This is a genomic window from Dyadobacter sp., assembly GCF_017744695.1.
Taxonomy (GTDB): Bacteria; Bacteroidota; Bacteroidia; order Cytophagales; family Spirosomataceae; genus Dyadobacter.
Window position 1 is genome coordinate 1,206,997 of the sequence record NZ_JAGIAS010000001.1, and the last position, 23,161, is coordinate 1,230,157.

General features: G+C 49.4%; 21 protein-coding genes. 16 read left to right on the top strand and 5 right to left on the bottom strand.

The window, feature by feature from the left end:
* The first annotated feature begins 14 nt into the window (after positions 1-14).
* The gene (locus tag J7619_RS04640) at positions 15-1,805 is read left to right on the top strand and encodes an ABC transporter ATP-binding protein (RefSeq protein ID WP_291194740.1); all 1,791 of its coding nucleotides are present in this window, start codon (positions 15-17) and stop codon (positions 1,803-1,805) included.
* A 261-nt stretch (positions 1,806-2,066) separates the two neighbouring features.
* Here the strand turns inward: J7619_RS04640 and hemA are convergent, their stop codons facing one another.
* On the bottom strand, positions 2,067-3,326 hold the full coding sequence (gene hemA / locus J7619_RS04645) for a glutamyl-tRNA reductase (protein ID WP_291194743.1): 1,260 nt from the start codon (positions 3,324-3,326) through the stop codon (positions 2,067-2,069).
* A gap of 273 nt (positions 3,327-3,599) precedes the next feature.
* On the opposite strand from hemA, the gene J7619_RS04650 reads away from it, so the two are divergent.
* Positions 3,600-4,883: a PAS domain-containing sensor histidine kinase gene (locus J7619_RS04650; protein WP_291194746.1), complete on the top strand. Its 1,284-nt coding sequence runs from the start codon at positions 3,600-3,602 to the stop codon at positions 4,881-4,883.
* Positions 4,884-4,887: 4 nt separating this feature from the next.
* On the opposite strand, the gene J7619_RS04655 is transcribed toward J7619_RS04650, so the two are convergent.
* Positions 4,888-5,442 carry a hypothetical protein gene (locus tag J7619_RS04655; RefSeq protein ID WP_291194749.1) on the bottom strand — a complete coding sequence of 185 codons (555 nt, stop codon included), beginning with the start codon at positions 5,440-5,442 and terminating at the stop codon, positions 4,888-4,890.
* A 51-nt stretch (positions 5,443-5,493) separates the two neighbouring features.
* Between J7619_RS04655 and J7619_RS04660 the strand changes: the two genes are divergently transcribed.
* The 5 genes from J7619_RS04660 (at position 5,494) to J7619_RS04680 (ending at position 10,919) form a co-directional block, all read left to right on the top strand.
* Positions 5,494-6,549: an acyl transferase gene (locus J7619_RS04660; RefSeq protein ID WP_291196481.1), complete on the top strand. Its 1,056-nt coding sequence runs from the start codon at positions 5,494-5,496 to the stop codon at positions 6,547-6,549.
* Positions 6,550-6,776: 227 nt separating this feature from the next.
* A complete protein-coding gene (locus tag J7619_RS04665) occupies positions 6,777-7,376 on the top strand; it encodes a gluconate 2-dehydrogenase subunit 3 family protein (RefSeq protein ID WP_291194752.1) in 600 nt (199 codons plus the stop codon).
* A 62-nt stretch (positions 7,377-7,438) separates the two neighbouring features.
* Positions 7,439-9,157: a GMC family oxidoreductase gene (locus J7619_RS04670; RefSeq protein WP_291194755.1), complete on the top strand. Its 1,719-nt coding sequence runs from the start codon at positions 7,439-7,441 to the stop codon at positions 9,155-9,157.
* Positions 9,158-9,280: 123 nt separating this feature from the next.
* Positions 9,281-10,486, top strand: a complete 1,206-nt coding sequence (locus J7619_RS04675) for an acyltransferase family protein (protein ID WP_409012703.1) — start codon at positions 9,281-9,283, stop codon at positions 10,484-10,486.
* Positions 10,487-10,529: 43 nt separating this feature from the next.
* Positions 10,530-10,919 (top strand): VOC family protein, encoded by a 390-nt coding sequence (locus tag J7619_RS04680; RefSeq protein WP_291194758.1) that lies wholly within the window; start codon positions 10,530-10,532, stop codon positions 10,917-10,919.
* A gap of 15 nt (positions 10,920-10,934) precedes the next feature.
* On the opposite strand, the gene J7619_RS04685 is transcribed toward J7619_RS04680, so the two are convergent.
* Positions 10,935-11,420 carry a hypothetical protein gene (locus tag J7619_RS04685; protein ID WP_291194761.1) on the bottom strand — a complete coding sequence of 162 codons (486 nt, stop codon included), beginning with the start codon at positions 11,418-11,420 and terminating at the stop codon, positions 10,935-10,937.
* A gap of 345 nt (positions 11,421-11,765) precedes the next feature.
* Between J7619_RS04685 and J7619_RS04690 the strand changes: the two genes are divergently transcribed.
* The 4 genes from J7619_RS04690 (at position 11,766) to J7619_RS04705 (ending at position 18,244) form a co-directional block, all read left to right on the top strand.
* Complete coding sequence (locus J7619_RS04690) at positions 11,766-14,057, top strand: peptidylprolyl isomerase (protein WP_291194764.1); 2,292 nt, start codon at positions 11,766-11,768, stop codon at positions 14,055-14,057.
* Positions 14,058-14,151: 94 nt separating this feature from the next.
* On the top strand, positions 14,152-15,525 hold the full coding sequence (locus J7619_RS04695) for a peptidylprolyl isomerase (RefSeq protein ID WP_291194767.1): 1,374 nt from the start codon (positions 14,152-14,154) through the stop codon (positions 15,523-15,525).
* Positions 15,526-15,581: 56 nt separating this feature from the next.
* Complete coding sequence (locus tag J7619_RS04700; RefSeq protein WP_291194770.1) at positions 15,582-16,544, top strand: MoxR family ATPase; 963 nt, start codon at positions 15,582-15,584, stop codon at positions 16,542-16,544.
* Positions 16,545-16,648: 104 nt separating this feature from the next.
* On the top strand, positions 16,649-18,244 hold the full coding sequence (locus J7619_RS04705) for an aldehyde dehydrogenase (NADP(+)) (RefSeq protein ID WP_291194773.1): 1,596 nt from the start codon (positions 16,649-16,651) through the stop codon (positions 18,242-18,244).
* Here J7619_RS04705 and truA read toward each other — a convergent pair.
* Positions 18,237-18,983: a tRNA pseudouridine(38-40) synthase TruA gene (truA, locus tag J7619_RS04710; protein ID WP_291194777.1), complete on the bottom strand. Its 747-nt coding sequence runs from the start codon at positions 18,981-18,983 to the stop codon at positions 18,237-18,239. The genes J7619_RS04705 and truA overlap by 8 nt on opposite strands.
* Before the next feature lie 104 nt (positions 18,984-19,087).
* On the opposite strand from truA, the gene J7619_RS04715 reads away from it, so the two are divergent.
* From J7619_RS04715 to J7619_RS04735, 5 genes are all read left to right on the top strand, one after another.
* Positions 19,088-20,758, top strand: coding sequence for a glutamine--tRNA ligase/YqeY domain fusion protein (locus tag J7619_RS04715; protein WP_291194780.1), 1,671 nt, complete (start codon positions 19,088-19,090; stop codon positions 20,756-20,758).
* A gap of 93 nt (positions 20,759-20,851) precedes the next feature.
* Entirely contained in the window at positions 20,852-21,103 is a 252-nt protein-coding gene (locus J7619_RS04720; RefSeq protein ID WP_291194783.1) for a type II toxin-antitoxin system RelE/ParE family toxin, read from the top strand.
* Between the two features lie 5 nt (positions 21,104-21,108).
* A complete protein-coding gene (locus J7619_RS04725) occupies positions 21,109-21,420 on the top strand; it encodes a HigA family addiction module antitoxin (protein ID WP_291194786.1) in 312 nt (103 codons plus the stop codon).
* 100 nt (positions 21,421-21,520) lie between these two features.
* Positions 21,521-21,868, top strand: a complete 348-nt coding sequence (locus J7619_RS04730; RefSeq protein ID WP_291194789.1) for a hypothetical protein — start codon at positions 21,521-21,523, stop codon at positions 21,866-21,868.
* 111 nt (positions 21,869-21,979) lie between these two features.
* Positions 21,980-22,504, top strand: a complete 525-nt coding sequence (locus J7619_RS04735) for a ferritin (protein ID WP_291194791.1) — start codon at positions 21,980-21,982, stop codon at positions 22,502-22,504.
* A 54-nt stretch (positions 22,505-22,558) separates the two neighbouring features.
* Here J7619_RS04735 and J7619_RS04740 read toward each other — a convergent pair whose 3' ends face one another.
* Positions 22,559-23,152, bottom strand: coding sequence for an HPP family protein (locus J7619_RS04740; RefSeq protein ID WP_291196487.1), 594 nt, complete (start codon positions 23,150-23,152; stop codon positions 22,559-22,561).
* Positions 23,153-23,161 lie beyond the last annotated feature (9 nt).

Here is a 23,161-nt window from a genome sequence, read left to right on the forward strand (position 1 = left end):
GTTGTTGATCCTGCATGAATATCTGGCAAATCTTTCAAAGACTACGTCCTTTCGTCCAGCCGTATCACCGGCAAATCGCCTTTGCATTATTCCTTACCTTACTCGGTGCTGTTACAGCCCAGGTGAATCCCTGGGTCCTACGATACACCGTCGATACGGTGCAATCCATGCTCGACCAGCATTGGGGCATTCTGCAAGGCAAGGAACTGCTGCTTCAAATCACGGCAATACTGTTCGTGAAGGAAATCGTGAACACGTTTATCGTTTTCGGGCAGCGGTATTTTGGTGAAAAAATCCGTATCAAAGTTTCCAGCGATCTGGCGCAGAATGCCGTTAACCGCATTTTGACCTACAATCTGGCGTTTTTCAGCGATAATGAGAACCAGAAAGGCAAGCTGCAAACCCGCATCGACCGGGGTGCGGAAAGCCTTACGAAACTGATCCAGAACTTCTTTATCGATATTCTGCCGTTGTTCGCGAATGCGGTCGTCGCGCTGGGCATTATGTTCTCGGCTAACTTCTACGTTGGCTGCATTGCCTTAGCTATTCTGCCGGTTTATTTCTGGGTAAGCTACAAGCAAGCCGGCCAGTTGCAAGGCGTCCGCCGCAAATTGAAACGGCAACGTGAGAACAAGAGCAACGGACTCATTAACCTCATCGAATCGGTGATTGTCATCAAGTCCTTCGTACGCGAGAAACTGGAAGGCGAAAAACAGTACCGGCTGCAAATGGAGCTGATGGATTCACAACTCAAAACGCGCAAGACCAACTTCACTTACGACGGCATCAAGAGCTTTATTGAGCAAATCGGTGTGGTACTGATCATCATTCTCACCGCTTATCTCGTGCTCGACCAGCAAATGTCCATCGGAGCGATCATGTTCCATATTCTGCTTTTCAACAACGTCTCCGCCCCTATCCGCCAGCTGCACCGCATTTATGACGAGATGAACGACGCGCTAACCTATTCAGAAGGTTTCTTCGATATTCTGGATGCCGGCAACTCGGTCGAAACGAGTGGAGAAATCGTAAAAACACAATTTCGCGGCGACTACCACCTTCGGAATGTGTCGTTTGCTTATCCCAATGGCACCAAAGCATTATCCGGCATCAATATGGAGATCAAATCGGGGCAAACGACCGCTCTGGTAGGGCTTTCGGGAGCCGGTAAAAGTACGTTAATTAACCTCCTCGTCGGTTTTTATGCGCAGGATGCCGGCGAGATCCTGCTCGACGGCCGACCGTTAAAATCTTACGACCTGTCCTCGCTTAGAAATGCCATTGGAATGGTACTTCAAAAGAACCACATTTTTAAAGGCTCCATTGCGGAAAACATCTGGTACGGCAAACCCGATGCCACCTGGGACGAGCTTGTTGAGGCCTCTAAAAGTGCCTATCTGCACGAGCAGATTATGGAGCTGCCCGACGGATACGAAACGGATGCCCAACTGCTTTCGGGAGGTCAGCAACAGCGCATCGCCATTGCACGCCTTTTTCTCAAAAACCCACCCATCATTTTCCTCGATGAGCCTACGGCCAGCCTCGACGCCATCGCCACCGAGCAGATCAAAAACAGCCTCGACGCCATCAAGAAAAACCGGACCGTCGTCATCATTTCGCATAGCCTTGCCCAAATTCTGGATTCCGACCAAATCTATGTCATGAAGAAAGGACAGATCGTAGAATCTGGCAGACATGAAGATTTGTACGAGCAAAATGGTGTTTACAGGCAGATTTTTAATGCATCCGCCCGCAGCCTGAACTTAGGAAAGATGCTGGAAACCATGAGCCGAGACCAGGATTAGAGAATTTTAAAAATATTTTTTCGGGCGAGTGATCTAAAGAAGTTCCTCCGTCGTATGTCGTTTCATGGTAACGAACGACCAATCCAAAAGCGCCGGGCACGACGTGCGACGTGCGGTGCGGATTTGAAGATACAATTAATTATTGTGGAGGGTAAGGTAATACATAGAAAGGGTGGCGAATGTCACCCTCTCTTTTTTGCGCATAAAAAAACTCCCGGGCGTGGGCCAGGGAGCATGATATTGGAAGAGGTCTATGTGATATTAATGGCTTTCTTTCTCTTTTTCCAGATTGAACAGGTCGTTCAATACGTCGATCAGCGTTTCGGCTTCTCCTCTTTTGCAAGCTGCTTTTAATTGAAGTACCGGCAGTTTCAGGATTTTCTGCATCATGCTGGTGGTTATGCGTTCCACCTTTTCCAGCTCCGATTCGGTAAGGTTTTTGGTAAAACGTCCCAACTCTTCTTTGCGGATCTGTTCGAGTGCGCCTTTCAACTTCTGGATCGTCGGTGAAACGATCATCTCGCGCGACCAGTCATTGAATTCGACTACCGCTTCGCTAATGATCTCTTCCACATGCGGAACAGAATCGAGCCGGCGCTGCAACGCTTCATCGGCTTTCGACCGGATCGAATCGATCGTGTAGAGCATTACACCCGGCACTTCTTCCACTTCCGGCGATACGCTGCGTGGTACCGAGAGGTCGATAAAATATTTGAACGACATGCCGCGGAGGCGTACCATCATTTCCTTCGTGAAGAAAGGCTCTTCGCGCTGGATGGACGATACGATAATGTCGGCATTTGAAATTTCGGATTCAATATCTGCAAAATCCGCCACCCGGAAACCCAACTCCGCACCTAACGCCTCGGCTTTGCTGCGGGTCCTGTTCACCAGCGTCACTTCCGCATTGGTGTTTTGGGCAAGGTTGCGGCATACATCCGTTCCGATCTCGCCCAATCCTACCACGAGGATTTTGGGATTCGGCATGAGGCCTTCCAGCAATTCTACGGCCGCATAGGAAACGGAAGCTGCGCCATCGCGGAAGAATGTCTCCTGCGCTACGCGTTTGTTGGCAAAAAATATGGTGTGAAGCAGGCGATGCAAAAACGGCCCGGCCATGTTCAGGTCGGCCGACCATTGGTATGCATGCTTGATCTGGTTCGGAATCTGCATATCTCCTACCACCTGTGATTGCAAACCTGTGGCTACGTGGAACAGGTGTTGTACCGCAGCATCACCTTCGGAAAACTGCTCGAAATAGGCTTTGAAACTTTCTACATCCTCCACTCCTTTTTCGATCAGCAAAAGCTTGATAATGTCTTCGTTAAGATCGTTGGCACAGGAGTAATATATTTCGGTGCGGTTGCAGGTAGATACGGTAAGAACGTCGGAGATATCGAAAAAATCTTTAAGACGAAGCATCATGCTCTTTGCTTCCGCCTCATTCAATGCAAGCTGTTCCCTGATAGCAAGAGGAGCATTCCGATGTGATAAACTGACTGATTTGAACTGGTTATACATCACTTTGTCTAATTCGATTCACAAAAATACTGTACAAAAATCATAATATAAATGTGGAACTATGACCGTTCACTTATTTAGAAAGCATTTAAATAAAACTGTCGTAAGTCATACAAATTTCTCACTGCGAAAGCCCCGAAAACATGATTTTCATCATGTTTTGAACTGACTCGTGCGGGTGATGAAAAACGGTCATAAAGCCACTAAGCTTAAATTATTTGCGTTATTTGTAAACTATAACATTAACATCGGGTTTATTGTGCCCGACCCGGAATGATCAGCGAAACCCCAAAAGAAAAGCCACGTTTCAAGCTGCACCCCGTAGCCATTCTGAACAGCCAGCGCCTGCGTCGTTCGTTGATGGATACGTACGATCAGAAAAGCTTTTACAAATACGTGATCGGGATCATCCTGCTCATTCTGAGCATCGGTTCGTTGTTTTACACCGACAAACTGGTCGAGGAACTGGAAGAACGCGAAGAAAGGGAAGTCCAGCTCTATGCGGAAGGTTTGCGGTACGTCGTGAACAGTCCGTTGGACGAGAACTTCAACGTGATTTACCAGGTCATTGAGGATGCCGTGAATTTCTATCAGATCCCGGCTATTTATGTGGATGAAAACAACATCCCGAACCCCAACAAGAACATTAAGTTCCCTGCCAAAGTGAGCCGCCAGGAACGCGAACGTATCATCCAGGAAAAGCTCGAAAAGATGAAAATGGAGCATCCGCCCATTCCGGTGGAACTGGGCAAAGGTCGCGCAGGGAAGATCTATTACAGCAATTCGTTTTTGCTGACACAGCTGCGTTACTACCCGTTTTTACAGCTTTCGGTCATGCTCCTGATCGGTTACCTGGCCTATCTCGCATTCAGTTCAGCGCGAAAAGCTGAGCAGAACCGGGTTTGGGTTGGTCTGGCGAAGGAAACAGCCCACCAACTGGGTACACCGCTATCCTCGCTCATGGCCTGGGTGGAATACTTCCGCAGCGACCCGACGATCGATTCTTCCATTGCCGAGGAAATTGAAAAGGATGTCATACGGCTCGAAATGATCACGACCCGGTTTTCAAACATCGGGTCCATTCCCACATTACGGCAGGAACCTATCGCCGATATTGTAACGCATTTTATCAACTACCTCGAAAAACGGGTTTCTTCCAAAGTAAAATTCGAAGTCCACAACCAGCTGGCAGAGAACCAAACCACATTGCTGAACAAGAACCTGTTTGAATGGGTGATCGAGAATATCTGCAAGAATGCGGTGGATGCGATGAGCGGTGTGGGCGAGATTCACGTTACGCTGCAAGCGCCCCCGCGAACAAAGGAAATCTGGATCGACATTGCCGATACCGGAAAAGGGATGACCAAAGCGCAAATCAGCAAAATCTTCAATCCCGGTTTCAGCACCAAGAAACGGGGCTGGGGCTTGGGCCTAACGCTTGCCAAAAGGATTATCGAAAATTACCACGCCGGCAAGCTGTTCGTCAAAACTTCGGAGGTAGGAAAAGGAACGACATTCAGGATCATCCTGAATGCCGATATTGTGGAAGAATCTTAGAAGATTATGGCAAAAGAGGTACGACCACGGTATCTGTCGTGATCTGGTTGCTGACCCTGAACGCGCGGTCTATAATGCTCGCTTTGAATTTCACGGTGGTCGGAACCGTGCTGCGTGATTTAAGGAAACGGGCATTTAAATCCAGTTTACCCTTGATCGGACCAGCCTTTCCGTCCAGTTTCAACCTTGGAAAAAATTTGAACGAATCACCACTCATGATCCTTTCCGACCAGGTGCCGTTCTTTTGTTTGATCATCGTTACCAGTCTGTAATTTGCTTCCAGATTCCAGCCCGGCGCATCAAAATATTGCTTGGTAAAAACATCCCTGTCCTGTACTTCTGCATTGGTTGCGCCCAGATCTCCATCTCCATCCTCAAAATCAACGGTGATAGTTACAATCTCAGTTTCCCCGCTTGGAGCACCATCGACACTATCGATCTGCGTATTCTGCGATATGCCATTATAGTAAATCGCGGGTGTATCACTGAAATCGGGTATCTCGACACATCTCGCCGACACAACCGCCAATAGTATGAACAAGGAAACTTGCAGCTTCATATGAGTTCTATTTTTAACTTTGCTTTTTTAGTATCTACGAAAGTAAGAGGATTGGAACTTCAAAACAATAAATCCATTGCCGAAATACGGGCAGGGCTCCGGGAGCAGATCGTGACCTTTGAACCGGCCGATTTTGAGTCGCTTGCGCTCAGGGTTTTCCGCTTTCAGGCCGAATACAATCCTGTTTACAGGGAATATATCCGGCACCTGGGCGTCGATCCGGCACGTATCACCGATTTAACCCAAATTCCCTTCCTTCCAATCCAGTTTTTTAAGAATCATCGCGTCGCTACGGGGCATTCTTCCGACGCGTCAGTTATTTTCCAGAGCAGCGGCACAACCGGGCAAACGACCAGTCATCATCACCTTTTCGATGAACCGCTTTACAAAGCTGTTTCCTATCGCATTTTCCAGCATCATTACGGCGATCTGAACCGCTTTCATATCCTGGCGCTGCTACCGTCATACCTTGAACGAAACAACTCTTCGCTCGTGTATATGATGCAGCATTTTATTGAAGAGAGCGAATCCGAATACTCGGGCTTCTACCTCAACAATACGGGTGAGATGCTGCATCGCCTGCGTTACCTCGCCGACAATCCTGATGGCAAAGGTGTTCTGCTACTCGGTGTTACATTCGCATTGCTGGATCTGGCGGAAAGCAGTTTTGACCTTTCATTCCTTCAAAGCATTGAACATTTCACGGTCATGGATACAGGCGGGATGAAAGGCCGGCGGAAAGAGCTGCTCAGGGAAGAGGTCCACGATATACTTACGGCGAGCTTCGGCGTGCCGGCGATCCATTCTGAGTACGGCATGACCGAACTCCTTTCGCAAGGCTACTCGCATGGCGATGGCCTGTTCGTACCCGGGTACTCGATGCGCGTCCTGTTGCGCGACATCAACGATCCGTTTACGATCAGCGACCACAACCTGGACTCCTCGAAAACCGGGGGGATCAACGTCATCGATCTGGCCAACCTCGATACCTGCTCATTCATCGAAACCCAGGACCTTGGGCGGTTCGGGGAAAAAGCAGGAACCTTTTACGTCATGGGCCGCTTCGACAATTCGGATATTCGTGGCTGCAATTTAATGGTTCTTTGAATCGTTAGAATGACCATGCTGCGCATAACCTCGCGGTTACATTTTAATATAAATTTAATCCCTCCGAGTACCCTCTGAAATAGCCTGATACAGCGCTGGCACCTATATAGAATCATTCTAACCAACATATGAGTCAGAATATTTCATAAATTAGCAGGCTGTTCAAAATTGCATTTATCAAATGCAGAATTTCACTTTGGATTGTTAACCTATATTAAGTATATCAGATGAAAAGACGTGATGCCCTTGGTCGTGTGGCACTATTAATGGGTGGCACACTCTCCGCGCCCACCATGCTGGCTTTTCTGGAAGGCTGTAAGTCGTCCACGGAGACTGCCTCAGCAATGACTTTTCCGTTCTCCACGGACCGCAAGGCACTTGTTTCGGAGGTGGCTGAAATCATCATTCCCAAAACAGACACCCCGGGTGCAAAGGATGCCAAGGTAGGCGAGTTTATTGAAATGATGCTGAAAGACTGCTACGCGGCAAAAGATCAGGAAAGCTTCAACAAGGGCCTGGCAGAGTTGGAGAAGAAGGATTTTCTGAAAGCGAAACCGGAAGAACAAACCAAGATCCTGAAAGAGATGGAAGCCAGTGCGAAAGATGAGCTCGCTAAGGCAGGGGAGGAAAAGAAAAAATATACCGAAGCAGGCAAGGAATACACAGACGCCGGCGTACCATTCTTCCGCCTGATGAAGGAATTGACGCTCCTGGGCTACTTCACTTCCGAACCGGGTGCTACCCAGGCGCTTGAATACGTTGCCGTTCCGGGTCGTTACGACGGCTGCATCGACCTGAAACCGGGCCAGAAAAACTGGGCAATGTAATTCCAAACATTCAAGTAAGGCCGCTACGGCCATATTCTAAAATTTTTTGAAGCGTATTCATCATGAATCTGAACATAAAAGCAACAAAACAAGCCACTTACGACGCAATTGTGGTGGGTTCGGGTATAAGCGGCGGATGGGCCGCCAAGGAGTTGACCGAAAAGGGTTTGAAAGTACTGATGCTCGAAAGGGGCCGGGACATCAAGCACATTGTAGATTATAAAACAGCTACACTCGCGCCATGGGAACTTGAACACCGCGGCCGGGTTACCACTGTGGCGAAAGAAGAATACTGGGCAGGTATCCGCACGGGTTATACCGCCAACGAGGAGCACCGCTACCTCTTTGAAAACGATAAAGAAAATCCTTACCTGGAAACCCGTGGGTTCGACTGGATCCGTGCGTACCACGTAGGTGGCCGCTCCCTGCTGTGGGGACGCCAGAGTTATCGTCTGAACCCTGTCGACTTCGAGGCAAATGGCAAAGAAGGCATCGGGGTAGACTGGCCGATCCGCTACGCTGACATTGCTCCATGGTACGACTACGTAGAGAAATTCGCGGGTATCAGCGGTGCCAAAGACGGCCTCGATGTGCTCCCTGACGGAAATTACCTCCCTCCCATGCAGATGAATTGCGTTGAAAAGCACGTCAAAGGTGAGGTGGAGAAGAAATTCGCCGGCCGCCACATTATCATGGGCCGTGCCGCGCACCTTACACAACCGCAGGCAATTCATACCGAGCTCGGGCGCGCGGCGTGCCAGTTCCGTAACATGTGTATGCGCGGATGTCCGTACGGAGGCTATTTCAGCACCCAGGCGGCTACATTGCCCGCAGCGCAGAAAACCGGCAATCTCACATTGCTCCCGGATTCGATCGTTTCGGAAGTGATTTTCGACGATAAGTTGAACAAAGCGACCGGCGTGCGCGTGATCAACCAGAATACCCTTGAAACCAAGGAATATTTTGCTAAAATCATCTTCCTGAATGCATCGGCGATCGCTTCTTCTTCGATTATGATGAACTCCAAATCGAAACGCTTCCCGAACGGGTTGGGTAACGATAGCGACCAGCTGGGCCGTAATATTATGGACCACCACCTCGCCGTGGGAGCCAGAGGCGATGTCGAAGGTTTTGAAGATAAATACTATTTCGGACGCCGTGCGAACGGTATCTACATCCCACGTTACCGCAACTGGGGTAACGACAAGCGTGACTACGTGCGCGGATTTGGTTACCAGGGTGGTGCGAGCCGCGAAAGCTGGGGCCGTGGCGTTGGAACCGACGGTTTCGGTGCCGACTTCAAAAAGGAAATCTCGCAACCGGGCGGATGGACAATGAACATCGGAGGCTTCGGTGAGATGATCCCGGACGAGAAAAACCGTTTCACGCTGCACGCTACCGAAAAAGACAAATGGGGCCTCCCGGTAGTCGTTTTCGATGCGGCTTATGGCGAAAACGAGAAAAAAATGCGTCAGGATATGATGAACGATGCAGCTGAAATGCTCGAAGCTGCCGGCCTGAAAAACGTGACACCTTACAACGACGAATCGAAACATCCGGGTATCGGTATCCACGAAATGGGTACGGCTCGTATGGGCAACGATCCAAAAACTTCCGTTCTGAACAAGCACAACCAGGTTTGGGGTGCCGAGAACGTATATGTTACCGACGGATCGTTCATGACTTCGGCATCCTGCGTGAACCCGTCGCTGACTTACATGGCGATGACCGCGCGTGCAGCCGACCACGCCGTGAAGGAACTCAAAAAGATGAATGTATAACGATCCCGATCCGTGCACGCTGAAACCTCGCAGGTAAATCCTGTGAGGTTTTTTCTTTTTCGGTGTAACCCTTTCCGGCTGTTTATCAGTATTGCCTTTAACCGTTCCCTAAACCGACCTGTTTTGAAAGAAACTCCTACCCTGCTACCTCAACGCGTCTCGTCCGTCGACGCCTACCGTGGATTTGTCATGTTCCTCATGATGGCCGAAGTGCTGCGGCTCGGCAGAGTGGCCGAAGCTTTTCCGGATAGCGCTTTCTGGGCATTCCTGGATTTTCATCAAAGTCACGTTCCCTGGGTAGGATGCTCGCTGCACGATCTGATCCAGCCTTCGTTTTCATTTCTGGTTGGTGTAGCGCTGCCCTACTCCATGGCAAGCCGCGCGAGCAAGAATCAGTCGGTGACGATGATGTTGGTACATACGATCCGCCGGTCACTGATCCTGATCTTCCTGGGTATTTTCCTCCGTTCTATGCATTCGGAGCAGACCAATTTTACATTTGAAGACACATTAACCCAAATAGGGCTTGGTTACCCCATCCTTTTTGCATTAGGATTTGCTTCGGACAAAGTGCAACGGGACACGTTAGTCTGGGGTGCATTAGGTGCCATTTTAGTAGGTTACGCGGCCTTTTTTGCATTGTATCCCCTACCCGGCCCCGATTTCGACTGGTCGCAAACCGGCACCACTGCCGATTGGGAGCATAATCTCAAAGGCTTCGCAGCACATTGGAACAAAAACACCAACGCTGCCTGGGCATTCGACCGGTGGTTCCTGAACCTCTTCCCGCGCGAAAAACCGTTCGAGTTTAATGGCGGCGGGTACAGCACATTGAGTTTCATTCCCACCCTGGGTACTATGACACTAGGTTTGATTGCCGGAAAATGGCTAAAATCGGCCACATCGCCTACACTACTACTCAAACGCTTTGTAACAACAGCAGCGGTACTCCTGGCACTCGCATTGGCATTCCATTTCACCGGTCTTAACCCTATCGTGAAGCGCATCTGGACGCCCGCCTGGACGTTATTCAGCGGCGGCTGCGCGTTTTTGCTGCTTTCCGCATTCTATTTCGTGGTGGATGTAAAAGATTTGAAACCATGGTTCTTCCCGCTGATCGTGATCGGCACCAATTCGATTGCCGCTTATGTGATCGCCGATGGTTTCGGCAGCTTCATCCGCGGATCGTTCAAAATCCATTTGGGACAACATTACGATGCCGTTTTCGGAGATGAATACGCATCCCTGGTGAGTGGTACATTGATCCTGCTAGTCGAATGGCTGATCCTCCGGTGGATGTACAAAAAGAAGATTTTCATCAAGATCTGAGTTGGGCCCCTATCTTTGGGGTTATTCTCAACTTATTTTTCCCATGCTGAAACTTCAAGCCGTACACCACATCGCGATCATTTGCTCCGATTACCCCAAGTCGAAACAGTTTTACACAGAAGTTCTTGGATTTAATATCGATCGCGAGGTTTTCCGCGAAGCGCGCAATTCCTACAAACTCGATCTTTCGCTGGACGGCCAATATATTATCGAGTTGTTTTCGTTCCCGTCGCCACCCGCACGCGTGTCGCGCCCGGAGGCTTGCGGACTCAGGCACATTGCTTTCAAAGTAGCGAATGTGGAGGAAGCAATCGCCGATTTGAATGCCAAAGGCGTCTTCCCGGAACCCGTTCGGATAGACGAATTCACAGGAAAGAAATTCACATTCTTCGCTGATCCCGACGACCTCCCGATCGAGTTATATGAAATTTAACAGGTGAAAATGGGATCAGGCAGCTGCCGTAAGCCCGTAGCTGCGTTGTTGACTGCCCGATTCAAGTTTGCAAAGCATTTCGTAGAATTCCGAAGTGCGCGTGAGATGCTCATCCATCAGGCGTTGCGCCTCAGGCTCCCGGTCGAGATAATGCCGGAGCGATTTGTAAAGCTGGATAGTTGCCGCTTCAATTTTTTTCAGGCAGGAAGCAACTTCTTCCCGTCCGTTTGCATTTTCCAGCAATTGCAGGGAAGTATGCGAAGTAATCTGGTTTTGGTCGGCCAGCTCCTTATCGTTGAGAAAACATTTGAAGTAATCGTACACAGCACGGATTTCTTTCTGGAATAGCACGGCACTCACATGTCCCTGGCTTAGCATGCGCCTGAACGGCCCCATACCGTCCTTCTTCAATGCCTCCAGATACAGAACCTCTCTCTTCTTCTGCTCATTCCATAACGCCCTGATCATCTGAATGAACTCTTTGCCCTTGCTCTCCTCCATATGCTGTAAAAGTTAAAGCTTTGTAGGATTAGTTCTTAAAAAATTGTACCCGAATCAGCGTCAGAATCCCTCTTTATGGATATTTAAATAGTAATTCCCCTTTAAGTCATAAAAACTATTTATTAAACTTTTTTCAAAACTACGGGCACAAAATTCAGGACATTTTATGGGCAAATTTTGCCATAGCTGGGGTCGATGAGATGGGGAAATGTGGATGGAGCAAACCACATACCCATCCGCATTTTTTTGTCCTGACCAGAAAGCGGCTAACTTTGCTGGCTTTACAATATTTGAGTGCTATCGCGGTTTTTATTGAGCAGCGAAAGCCTAATACAAATTCTGAATATGTCCAAAATCAAGTTTCATATTGGTCTCGTTACGATTTCACTTGTCAGCGCATGTAAAACCACGGCCCCACCGAAGCAAACGGTAGCCGAAACACAGCCGCTGCTCGAAATCGGGAAAGAGCAATTTTCCATCGATGATTACCAGGATTCTTACAATAAAAACAAGTTCGCATCCGATTCGACCAAAGCACTGAGCCCGGAGGAATACCTTCCGCTCTATACCGATCTGAAAATCAAAGTCCTCCAAGCCAAATCCGAAGGGAAGGACACCACCCTCGACTACCGCGAAGAAATCGCTTCCTACCGAGACCAGCTGGCCAAAAACCATCTCGTAGATAAAGAACTGGTCGAAAAGCTGACCAACGAGGCATATAACCGCCTGAAACAGGAAGTACGGGCATCGCATATCCTGATCGGCGTTTCGGAGGATGCCTCTCCCGCGGACACGCTCGAAGCATACCGCGCAGCGATTTCCCTACGAGGACGCCTCGAAGAAGGCTCGGATTTCGCCGATATGGCTGCCCGCTACTCCAAAGACCCCGCCGCAAAGGTTAACCATGGCGATCTGGGCTATTTCACGGCTTTTCAGACGCTCTATCCGATCGAAACCGCAGCATATACATTGCCCGTCGGTAAAATATCGCAACCCGTTCGGACGAAGGCCGGCTACCACCTCATTAAAGTCAACGACCGCAGGACTAACCGCGGCATGGTGCGCGTGGCGCATATCATGATAAAAGTGGATACGACAGGCACTGCCGCTCAGAAAGAATCGGCCAAAGCGCGGATCGATGAGGCTTATACGCAACTCCAAAATGGTGCGGAATGGAATATGGTAGTCGATAAATATTCCGACGACCGCGAGTCCAGAAAAAATGGCGGGCTGCTGCCGCTATTCGGTACCGGTCAGATGGTGCCCGAAATCGAAGAGGCCGCATTTGCATTGACCCGCCCGCAATCCTATTCGAAACCTGTGCTGACGATCTATGGATGGCACATTGTCCGTCTGGTTGAAAAACGGCCAATCGAAACGCTGGCGAATATGGCACCATCGCTCCGCAAGAAAGTGGTGACCGATTCGCGCGGCAAGGTAATCGAGCAGGCGAATGCGAAGCGACTGCGCGAAAAATATGCCGTTCAGGAAGCCGCAGATCAGTGGCAGCAGGTTGCTGCATTGGCTGATAGCACATTGCGGACGGGCAAATGGGATTATCAGCGCGCCGTTTCGGCCGACTGGTCTACGATTACCCTGTTTCGGATCGAACAACGACCTTATGATGCATTGTCATTTTTGAATTATGTAAAACGCAAGCAGCAGCCTCGCCCGAAAGATGCCTCGCCCGCTGTTGTTTTTCGCCGTTACTATAATGACTACCTCACCGAATCGCTCGTCGAATATGAAAAAGAGCATTTGGAAGAGAATAATCCGGAATTCCACAGCCTGATGAATGAAATCCGCGAAGGCGTACTGCTGTCGCAGATTATGGAAGAACAGGTTTGGCAGCGCTCGCTTTCCGATTCCACCGGGCAGCACAGTTTTTATGAAAGAAACAAGGCTCGCTACAACTACCCCGAACGCGCGTTGGCGACCCTCGTAGCGGCAAAGGACACGCAAACCTTAAACAGCGTGAAAAAAACTTTGGCCACAAGTCCTTATAAACTGGAAAGAAAATCGAAAGAGCTGCTCTTCCCCGTCAATTCCGCTGAAATAGGCAACCAGCAGCTGGAAGCGTTGAATGACCTCTATATTATCATGGAAAAAAATGCGGATTACGTGGTTGAAATCGCCGGATACCGCTTTGCCGACGAGCCCGAAATCATTTCTTCGACCCGTGCCCGCAATGTTGTGAAATATTTAAATGCACGAAACATCCCGATTCTGCGTATCATAGAAAAAGACTATGGTTCTTTCCGGCAATCCGCCGAGCAGGAGCGTAACCGCAGGGTGTCGTTCCAGTTTTACAGCCAGGCGAAAAGCGATGTGGAAAAGGTTTACAATGCAGATGCCCCGGGTTCGGTAACGATCCGCGAGGGATATTTCCCGAAATCTGATCCGTTATTCGCCGGTTTCAAATGGCAGACAGGAGAACAAACCGTGGCCAGCGAAGGAAAGTTTATGTGGGCGAATGTGGCGAAGATCGATCCCCCCCGTCCCAAAACGTTTGCAGAAGCGCGCGGAACCGTGATCAACGACTACCAGAAAGAGCTGGAAAAACAATGGCTGGCCAGGTTACAGGAGAAATTCCCGGTCAAAGTCAATGCACAGGAATTAGAAAAAATTAAGCGTTAGCCGTATTTTAGCATTTATAAATCGAATCTGTTTCATTTTTAGGAGTTTAATTCAATAAAACCCGCAATAATCCAAATCAGCATACAAGGAAAATATGAAAGTAAATAAATGGATCGGGGCTCATTTGATAGCCGCTTTCATGCTGCTGATCAGCGTGATAAGCTACGGACAAGGTCAGCAGGGAGTGAGCCTGGACAAGATCATCGCCAGGGTCGATAATCATTACATCCTGAATTCGGAGCTGGAAGAAATGTACAACCAGTACAAGACCGAAGGACGTCAGGCGCCTGAAAAATGCCAGTTGCTGGAATCCCTGATCATCAACAAAATGCTCCTTGCCAAAGCGGAAATCGACTCGGTGACCGTTGAGGACAAGGATGTCGACGGTGAGTTGAATGCAAAAATGAATTACATGATCCAGCGCTTCGGTTCGGAAAAGAACATCGTAGAAGCGTATGGCAAAAGTGTGGAAAACCTCAAAAGCGAGCTACGCCAACAGGTAAAGGAGCAGAAAATCGTCGAAAAAATGCAGCGTACAATTTCCGGCAACGTAAAGATCACACCGGCGGAAGTGCGTAAATTCTTTAACTCTATTCCCAAAGACAGCTTGCCGTACATTCCGTCCGAAGTGGAAGTGGGACATATTGTCAAAAAAGGAACGGTAACACGGGAACAGAAGGAAAAACTGAGACAGCAGTTGCTTGACCTGAAAGCACGGGCTGAAAAAGGTGAGGATTTCGCCATGCTCGCGCAGATTTATTCAGAGGATTTGGGATCAGCCAAGGTAGGCGGCGACCTCGGCTTTGCCAAACGCGGTGCGATGGTACCGGAATTTGAAGGGGCCGCATTGGCACTCAAGCCAGGCGAAATGTCAGGAATTGTTGAATCTCAATTTGGTTTTCACCTGATCAAACTCCTCGAAACAAGGGGAGCGGAATACCATGCAAGACACATCCTGCTTCGTCCCGATTATAACAAGGGTACGGACATGACTTCTGCCACCCGCGCACTCGACAGCCTCCGTACGCTTATCAAAAGCGACACATTGAAATTTGCAAAAGCGGCTTTGGACAACTCCGACGACAAGGAAACAGCCGAATCGGGCGGGCTTATCCAGGACAGAAACACGGGACAATCGAAGCTCACCCTCGACGCTTCCATGGACCCCGCACTCTATTTCGCGATCGACACCATGAAAGTAGGCGATCTGAGTATGCCTATTTCGTACCGCCTGGAAGACGGTAGCAGCGCCATGCGTATCCTCTGGTACAAAAGCAAATCGGAACCGCATACCGCTAATCTTCACGACGACTACGAAAAAATGGCGCAGATCGTACTGAGCAACAAGCGGAACAACGCACTGGAAGAATGGTTCAAAAAGGCTCAGGGCGACGTTTACATCAGCATCGAACCCGAATACAGAAATTGCAAAGTACTTGGGCTGGCCGCCAACGCCGACGATTTATAGCGGTAAAAGGGCGGTAATCATTGCTTTTAACGAGTGAAAATCTAACCAAACATAACGTGAAGTATTCATCGGACGTAGAAGCTGCCGAAGCTATGAAAGTAGCTTATGATAAGATCCGGAGTGAAATCGGGAATGTGATTATCGGACAGGATGAAGTTGTTAAAAGACTGCTCACCGCCATTTTTTGTCAGGGACACTGCTTGCTGGTAGGCGTTCCAGGGCTGGCAAAAACGCTTCTGATCCAAACCATCGCTTCTTCGCTCGACCTGAACTTCAACCGGATCCAGTTTACGCCCGATCTGATGCCTTCCGACATTCTCGGCTCGGAGACACTCGACCAGAACCGGAATTTCAAATTTATCAAAGGACCGATTTTCGCGAACATTATCCTCGCCGACGAAATCAACCGGACGCCGCCCAAAACACAATCGGCGTTGCTGGAAGCGATGCAGGAATATTCGGTCACCATTGCCGGTGCCAAACATCCGCTCGATAAGCCGTTTTTCGTACTCGCTACGCAAAACCCGATCGAGCAGGAAGGTACCTATCCCCTGCCCGAAGCGCAGCTCGACCGTTTCATGTTCATGATCCAGCTCGATTATCCTTCGTACGCCGAGGAAGTGAATATCGTCAAGAACACAACCAGCGATAACCGTTACCAGGTTCAGAAAGTGATCAGCGCGGAGGAAATCACCGACTTTCAGCACCTCGTGCGCCGCGTACCCGTGACCGACCACGTGATCGAGTATGCCGTGAAACTGGTACATAAAACTCGTCCGAAGGGAAGTCTGGCTATTAAAGACACCAACGACTACCTCGAATGGGGCGCAGGCCCGCGGGCATCGCAGTCGCTTATCCTGGCTGCTAAATGTAATGCGTTACTTTCGGGCAAATATTCACCGGATATCGAGGACGTGAAAGCGGTTGCATTGCCTGTGTTGCGTCACCGCATTATCCGCAATTTCAAGGCCGAGGCAGAAGGCATTTCGGTCGATGATATTATCGGAAGACTACTCTAAAGCCAGTAAGGATTTCCTATTTCAAAAATGATAAGGTTTGTGTCGTTCGCTAATGGCACAAACTTTTGTTTTTTAGGCAAAACCAAATATTCCACACCATCACCATGACGATCATTCAAGGCAAAAACTTCATAGGATATGCGCTTTCGTCTGAAGGCAAGCGACAGTTCAAAGCTTACGCGCCTGCAAGCGACAGCTACCTCCCTGAAACGTTCCAGTGCGCCACCAATGAGGAAGTGAACAAAACCATGGCGCTAGCCGAAAAGGCATTCGATAGCTATTCCCAAGTGCCGGCAGCAGAGCGCGCGGCCTTTCTGATCGCCATTACCGAGGAAATAATGACACTCGGCGATCAGCTGCTCGAACGCGCCAACCTGGAAACCGGATTACCTATTGCCCGGCTGCAAGATGAGCGTGCCCGCACGATCAACCAGCTTACCCAATTCGCGGAACTTCTGCGGGAAGGCTCCTGGGTGGAGGCTTCCATCGATACCGCCCTACCCGACCGCTCACCGGCCCCGAAGCCCGATATTCGTAAAATGCTCGTGCCGATCGGGCCGGTAATCGTGTTCGGGTCGAGCAACTTTCCATTTGCCTATTCCGTCGCAGGCGTGGATTCCGGGCCTGCATTGGCCGCAGGAAATCCGGTAATCGTCAAGGCCCACCCCGCGCACCCGGGTGTAAGCGACCTCACCGCGCAGGCAATCGTACGCGCGGCCGAGCGCACAGGAATGCCTGACGGGACGTTTTCAATGCTCTACGACGACGGATTTGAAGTCGGGACTGCATTGGTGAAGCATCCTGCCAGCAAGGCCGTCGGCTTCACCGGCTCGTACCGGGGCGGCATGGCGCTATACCGGCTTGCCCAGGAGCGCGAGGAGCCTATTCCCGTATTTGCAGAAATGGGCAGCGTAAACCCTATTGTGATTTTGCCTCAATATTTGAAAAACAATGCCGCACAACTCGGAAAAACGTTGGCAAGCTCGGTAAGCCTGGGTGCAGGACAGTTTTGTACCAACCCGGGATTGGTGTTTATTACAAAAACAGAGGGACTGGAAGCATTTCAGGATGCCTATAAAACCGAAATCCTGCACACGCCTTCAGCCACGATGCTGACGGCGGGCATTTGCAAAACCTATTACAAACTCCGCGGGGAAGCATTGGAGCAGCCGGAAGTTTCAGCATTGGCAATTTCCGATGTTCATTCGGAGGGACAGAACCAGGCAGAAGCTTCCATTGCATTGGTTTCAGGTAAAAATTTCATCGCAAACCCGAAGCTGCATGAGGAAGTTTTCGGACCATTCTCGCTGCTGATTGTTTGTGAAAACACCGACGAGCTATACGACGCGGTGGCGCATTTGAAAGGCCAGCTCACCGCCACATTGATCGCCGAAGAGGCAGAAGTAGCGCAATATCCGGAAATCGTGCGGCAGCTGGCGAAAATATCTGGCCGGTTTATCATGAACGGCGTGCCTACCGGCGTGGAAGTTTGCCCGTCCATTCACCACGGCGGTCCGTTTCCAGCAACCACGGACTCCAAGTTTACTTCGGTAGGAAGGCATTCTATCCTGCGGTTTGTGCGGCCGCAATCGTTTCAGAACTGGCCTGATGCCTTGTTACCTGATGAACTGAAAAACAGCAACCCGTTGCGCATTTTCAGGCTCGTCAACAACCTCCAGACCAAAGAAGCCATTAATTGAACAGCGATTCGGGATAACCGACTTCCACCAGAAACAAACCTTCTGCCGGGGCCTGCGCTCCGGCATTTTTTCTGTTGCGGGATAGGATTACCTGCTCAAAATCGGCGACACTAATTTTTTGACGCCCTACTTCGAGCATCGTGCCTACCAAAGCACGCACCATTCCGCGTAAAAAGCGGTTCGCTTTCACGTGAAATACCAGCATCTCACCTGATTCCACCCAGCGCGATTCCGTGATAGCACAGCGAAAATTGTTCACATTCGTGTGGATCTTGCTGAAACTCTCGAAATCATTGTGGATGAGCAGCAATGCGGCGGCTTCGTTCATACGCGCTACGTCCAGGTTCCGTCGCATTTGCGTTGCCAAATCTGTAAGAAAGGGGTTTTTCTGATAAGTAATGCGGTATTCGTATTTCCGGTGCGTTGCTGCAAACCTTGAATGCACATCATCGCCCACAGGAATCATACGCTGAACCGCGATGTCTTTAGGGATCAATGCATTCAGTTTATAAACCAGCAAATCAGCGTCGGCTACCGGCCCGGGCAAATCAAAATGGGCAAATTGCTGTTCTGCATGAACACCGGCATCGGTACGACTGCTGCCGGTAAGCTCGACAGGCATTCGCAGCACTTTGGCGAGGGCTTCTTCGAGCACCTGCTGGATGCCCAATGCATTGTTCTGTTTCTGCCAGCCGTTATAGGCCGTGCCGCGGTAGCTGAATTCTAGGAAATAGCGCATTTTGCAAAATTAAGCCAAACCTCCGGATTTACGATTTCGACGGGCCGGTTGCGGAATTTGCAGGAAGAAGGTTAACTTTGAAAATTGGAAAATTTCATTTTAGTATGATTACGGAAGACAAAAAAGAAGAGAAAAGCCTGAATTTTATCGAGGAGATTATTGACGCTGACCTGCAATCAGGAAAATATACCCAGATTATTACACGCTTTCCCCCCGAACCCAATGGCTACCTGCACATCGGGCATGCTACCAGCATTGTCCTCAATTTCGGGCTGACCAAGAAGTTTCCGGGTTATACCAATCTGCGATTTGACGATACCAATCCGGTGACGGAAGACACCGAATATGTTGAAAATATCAAGAATGACATTCGCTGGCTGGGTTTTGAATGGGAGAACGAGAACTACGCTTCCGACTATTTCGACACCCTTTATGGCTATGCGATCAAGCTGATCAATGACGGGCTGGCATATGTGGACGATTCTACTTCGGAAGAAATAGCGACGCTGAAAGGCTCCCCCACCGAACCCGGCAAGGACAGCCCCTACCGCAACCGGAGCGTCGAGGAAAACCTTGCACTTTTCGAACAAATGAAAAACGGCGACTTCCCCGACGGAAGCCGTACGCTGCGAGCGAAAATCGACATGGCGCACATCAATATGCTCATGCGCGACCCGATTTTGTACCGCATTAAGCATGCGCATCACCACCGCACCGGAAACAACTGGTGCATTTACCCGATGTACGATTTCGCACACGGGCAAAGCGATGCCATCGAAACCGTCACGCATTCGATCTGCACGCTGGAATTCGCGCCACACCGCGAATTGTACGACTGGCTGATCGAGAAACTGGGCATTTACACTTCACACCAATATGAATTCGCCCGCCGTAACCTCAACTATACCGTTACCAGCAAGCGCAAACTGCTGCAACTGGTACAGGAAGGCCACGTGAGCGGCTGGGATGATCCACGTATGCCGACTATCAGCGGAATGCGCCGCAGGGGCTATACAGCTTTTGCTATCCGCGATTTCTGCGAACGCATCGGCGTTGCGAAACGCGAGAATATGGTCGACGTCGGCTTGCTTGAATTCTGCGTGCGCGAGGACCTGAACAAACAGGCATTACGCCGGATGGTGGTGCTCGATCCGCTGAAAGTGGTGATTACCAACTTCCCGGAAGGCGTTACCGAAATGTGCCATAGCGAAAACAACCCGGAAGACATTTCAACCGGCAATCGCGAAATCCCTTTCTCTCGTGAGATTTTCATCGAGAAAGAAGATTTCATGGAGGTCCCGTCGAAGAAATACTTCCGCCTGGCGCCTGGGAAGATGGTACGGCTGAAAGGAGCCTACATTATCCAGTGCGATGATTTTGTCAAAGATGAAAACGGCGAAATCACCGAGGTTCGCTGTACGTACATTGAAAACAGCAAAAGCGGCCAGGATACTACCGGTATCAATGTAAAAGGCACGTTGCACTGGGTTTCGGCCGCGCATGCTGCTGAGATTGAAGTACGGCTATACGACCGTCTGTTTTCAGTTGAAGACCCATCGTCGGAAGATGGCGATTTCAAAGATTACCTGAACCCGGACTCTTTGCACGTGATCACCGGCTATGCTGAACCGGCATTGCTGGAAGCGAAAGAAGGCGAATCCTTCCAGTTCCTCCGCAAAGGCTATTTCGCCAAAGACCCGGACAGCACCGCAGAAAAGCTGGTTTTCAACCGGACATCGACATTGCGCGACAATTGGGCGAAAGCCGCGAATTGAAATTGATTTAATCTCTTCCCGTCGACTTAAGTCGACGGCTAAGGATTTTTCTTTTACACACTATATCATGATTGTTTCCATCCGGCACAAGCATTGCTGGCCTTCTACCGTGATGGTAATGGGGCTAAATTGCCGGCTGCGTATCTCAGAAAAATCAACCGCGTACTCGATCAGCTGGATTCCGTCACTTGTATGGAAGATATTTTGCAACTTGGTTCAGGCGTTCATAAATTAACGGGAGACCTTGGTGAATTCTGGTCCATCAAGGTTTCACCTAATTTCCGGGTCATTTTCCGGTTCGAAGATGGCGATGTTCATGATGTAGACCACCTCGATTACCATTGAAAGCTATGATCAAGAGAAACCTGCCGCCAGTACATCCCGGCGAAATATTGAAAGAAGAGTACATTGCAGAGCGAGGCCTCACCATAACGGAGGTCGCGAAAGGGCTTGGTATCAGCGGAAGCAGCCTATCGGCAATTGTGAACGAGCAATCGGGCATTACCGCTGAAATGGCAGTCAAGCTGTCGGAAGCGTTCGGAAACTCTTCCCAATTCTGGATCAATCTGCAAACCAACTACGATATGTGGCATGCAGAAAAAAAAGTCGACCGTACCGCGATCACCCATTTCTGGAAAGATCCGAATCTGCAATCAGCGTAAAACAATCATTTAATTAGATTGCTTACAAATAAACTTGCTTGACAAAAAGTTTGAATCTATCTTTGTGTAACAATTTCCACGATTCAAATCCTTGCTGTCAGTGAATACCCAGAATGAATTGTTCAGTACCGCGAAAGGTTACAGCGTACAGTGTGATTTAACTTCCCGTATTATCCTTCATTTTGGCGATATCAAAGCCCCTTTTAAGATCCTGGATTTTTTGAATTTCCGCCGGTTTATCAACAGCATTGATATCCACAGCAAAATCTTCGACCTGTCGGACGAATCTGACTATGAGTTCGTTGAAGCCCCTCAGCTCAACATCGGTCATAAAATGACGCTTTGTGAGGTGATCCAGTTGCGTGAGCTGGTGAACGGCACCCACTTCGCGATCGAGCTTAACTCGATGCTCCACCAGTTGCTTTACACGGAGCAAGAATTAGTCTAAATTACTCATTCAGACTATATTAGACCGTTTCCAAATTTCTAAAACGATTTGGATTCCTGAACTTTCGCATGATATTTGCACTTGTTAAGACACGAATAAACAGGCAAAATCATGAAAGACTTACTCAGAGCACGTACTTCCCTCAAAGAGGAAATAGAGATACTTTTGAACAACCAGGTAAAGATGGAAGCAGAAGCTTCTGCCAAATATCTTGCTATGGCTTCGTGGTGCGACCGTAACGGTTTCAAGCATAGCGCACAATATTTCCTCAAACAATCCGACGAAGAGCGCGGCCACATGCTGAAAATCTTCAACTACCTGATGACGGTAGGCGGCACAGCGATCTCCCCTGAGGTTTCAGGTGTGAAACAGGAATATCCTACTTTCAAAAGCGTATTTGAAACAGCACTTCAAAGCGAAATCGCCGTAACGCAGTCGATCAACCGCATCGTTACCGCAGCCCGCAAAGAAGAAGATTACGCGACTGAAAACTTCCTGCAATGGTTCGTGAGCGAGCAAATCGAAGAAGAAGACAATGCACGCCGCGCGATCGAACTTTTCGATGTAATTGGTGAAGATGGAACAGGTTTGTATGTGATCGACAAAGCGATCGGCAAAATCGGTTCCGAAGAATAATACAACTTCCTTATCTTACAACAATAGCTGCCCGAAAGAGCGGCTATTGTTGTTTCAAACCCTTGTGAAATATTTGCGTTCCCACACCTTGTACCAATTCCGGTTAGCCGGATACTTGCGGTGCGCTGCAAACCGATTCACCATCACAGCAACAAAAAGTAATATGAGTATCCCACTGAGCACCGGGCTCAGCACATACATATAACCCAGCGCCTTGATTTTTTCCGAGCCAATGTTGGCGATCAGTGCCGTGGCACCGCCGGGAGGATGCAGGGTTTTGGTTACCTGCATTAATACAATGGATATCGAAACCGCAAATGCCGACGACAACCAGATCTGGTCGGGAATGATTTTATGCACCGTCACGCCCACGAGCGCGCATAGCACATGCCCGCCTATGAGGTTGCGCGGCTGTGCGAGAGGGCTGTTGACGATGCCGCAGATCAGCACCGACGAGGCCCCGAAGGATCCGATCAAAAACAGGGAATCCGAATCGGTGAATTGTTTGTCGTTGAGCAGGCCAATGAGACCTATGCCGAGAAAGGAACCGAGGAAAGTCCAGAAGTGGTCTTTGAAATCAATCAGTGTCTCTTTGTAGACGACGTAACGGACCAGCCTTGCGTTACGTTTAATCCTTTTTCTCAAAATGTCGAAACT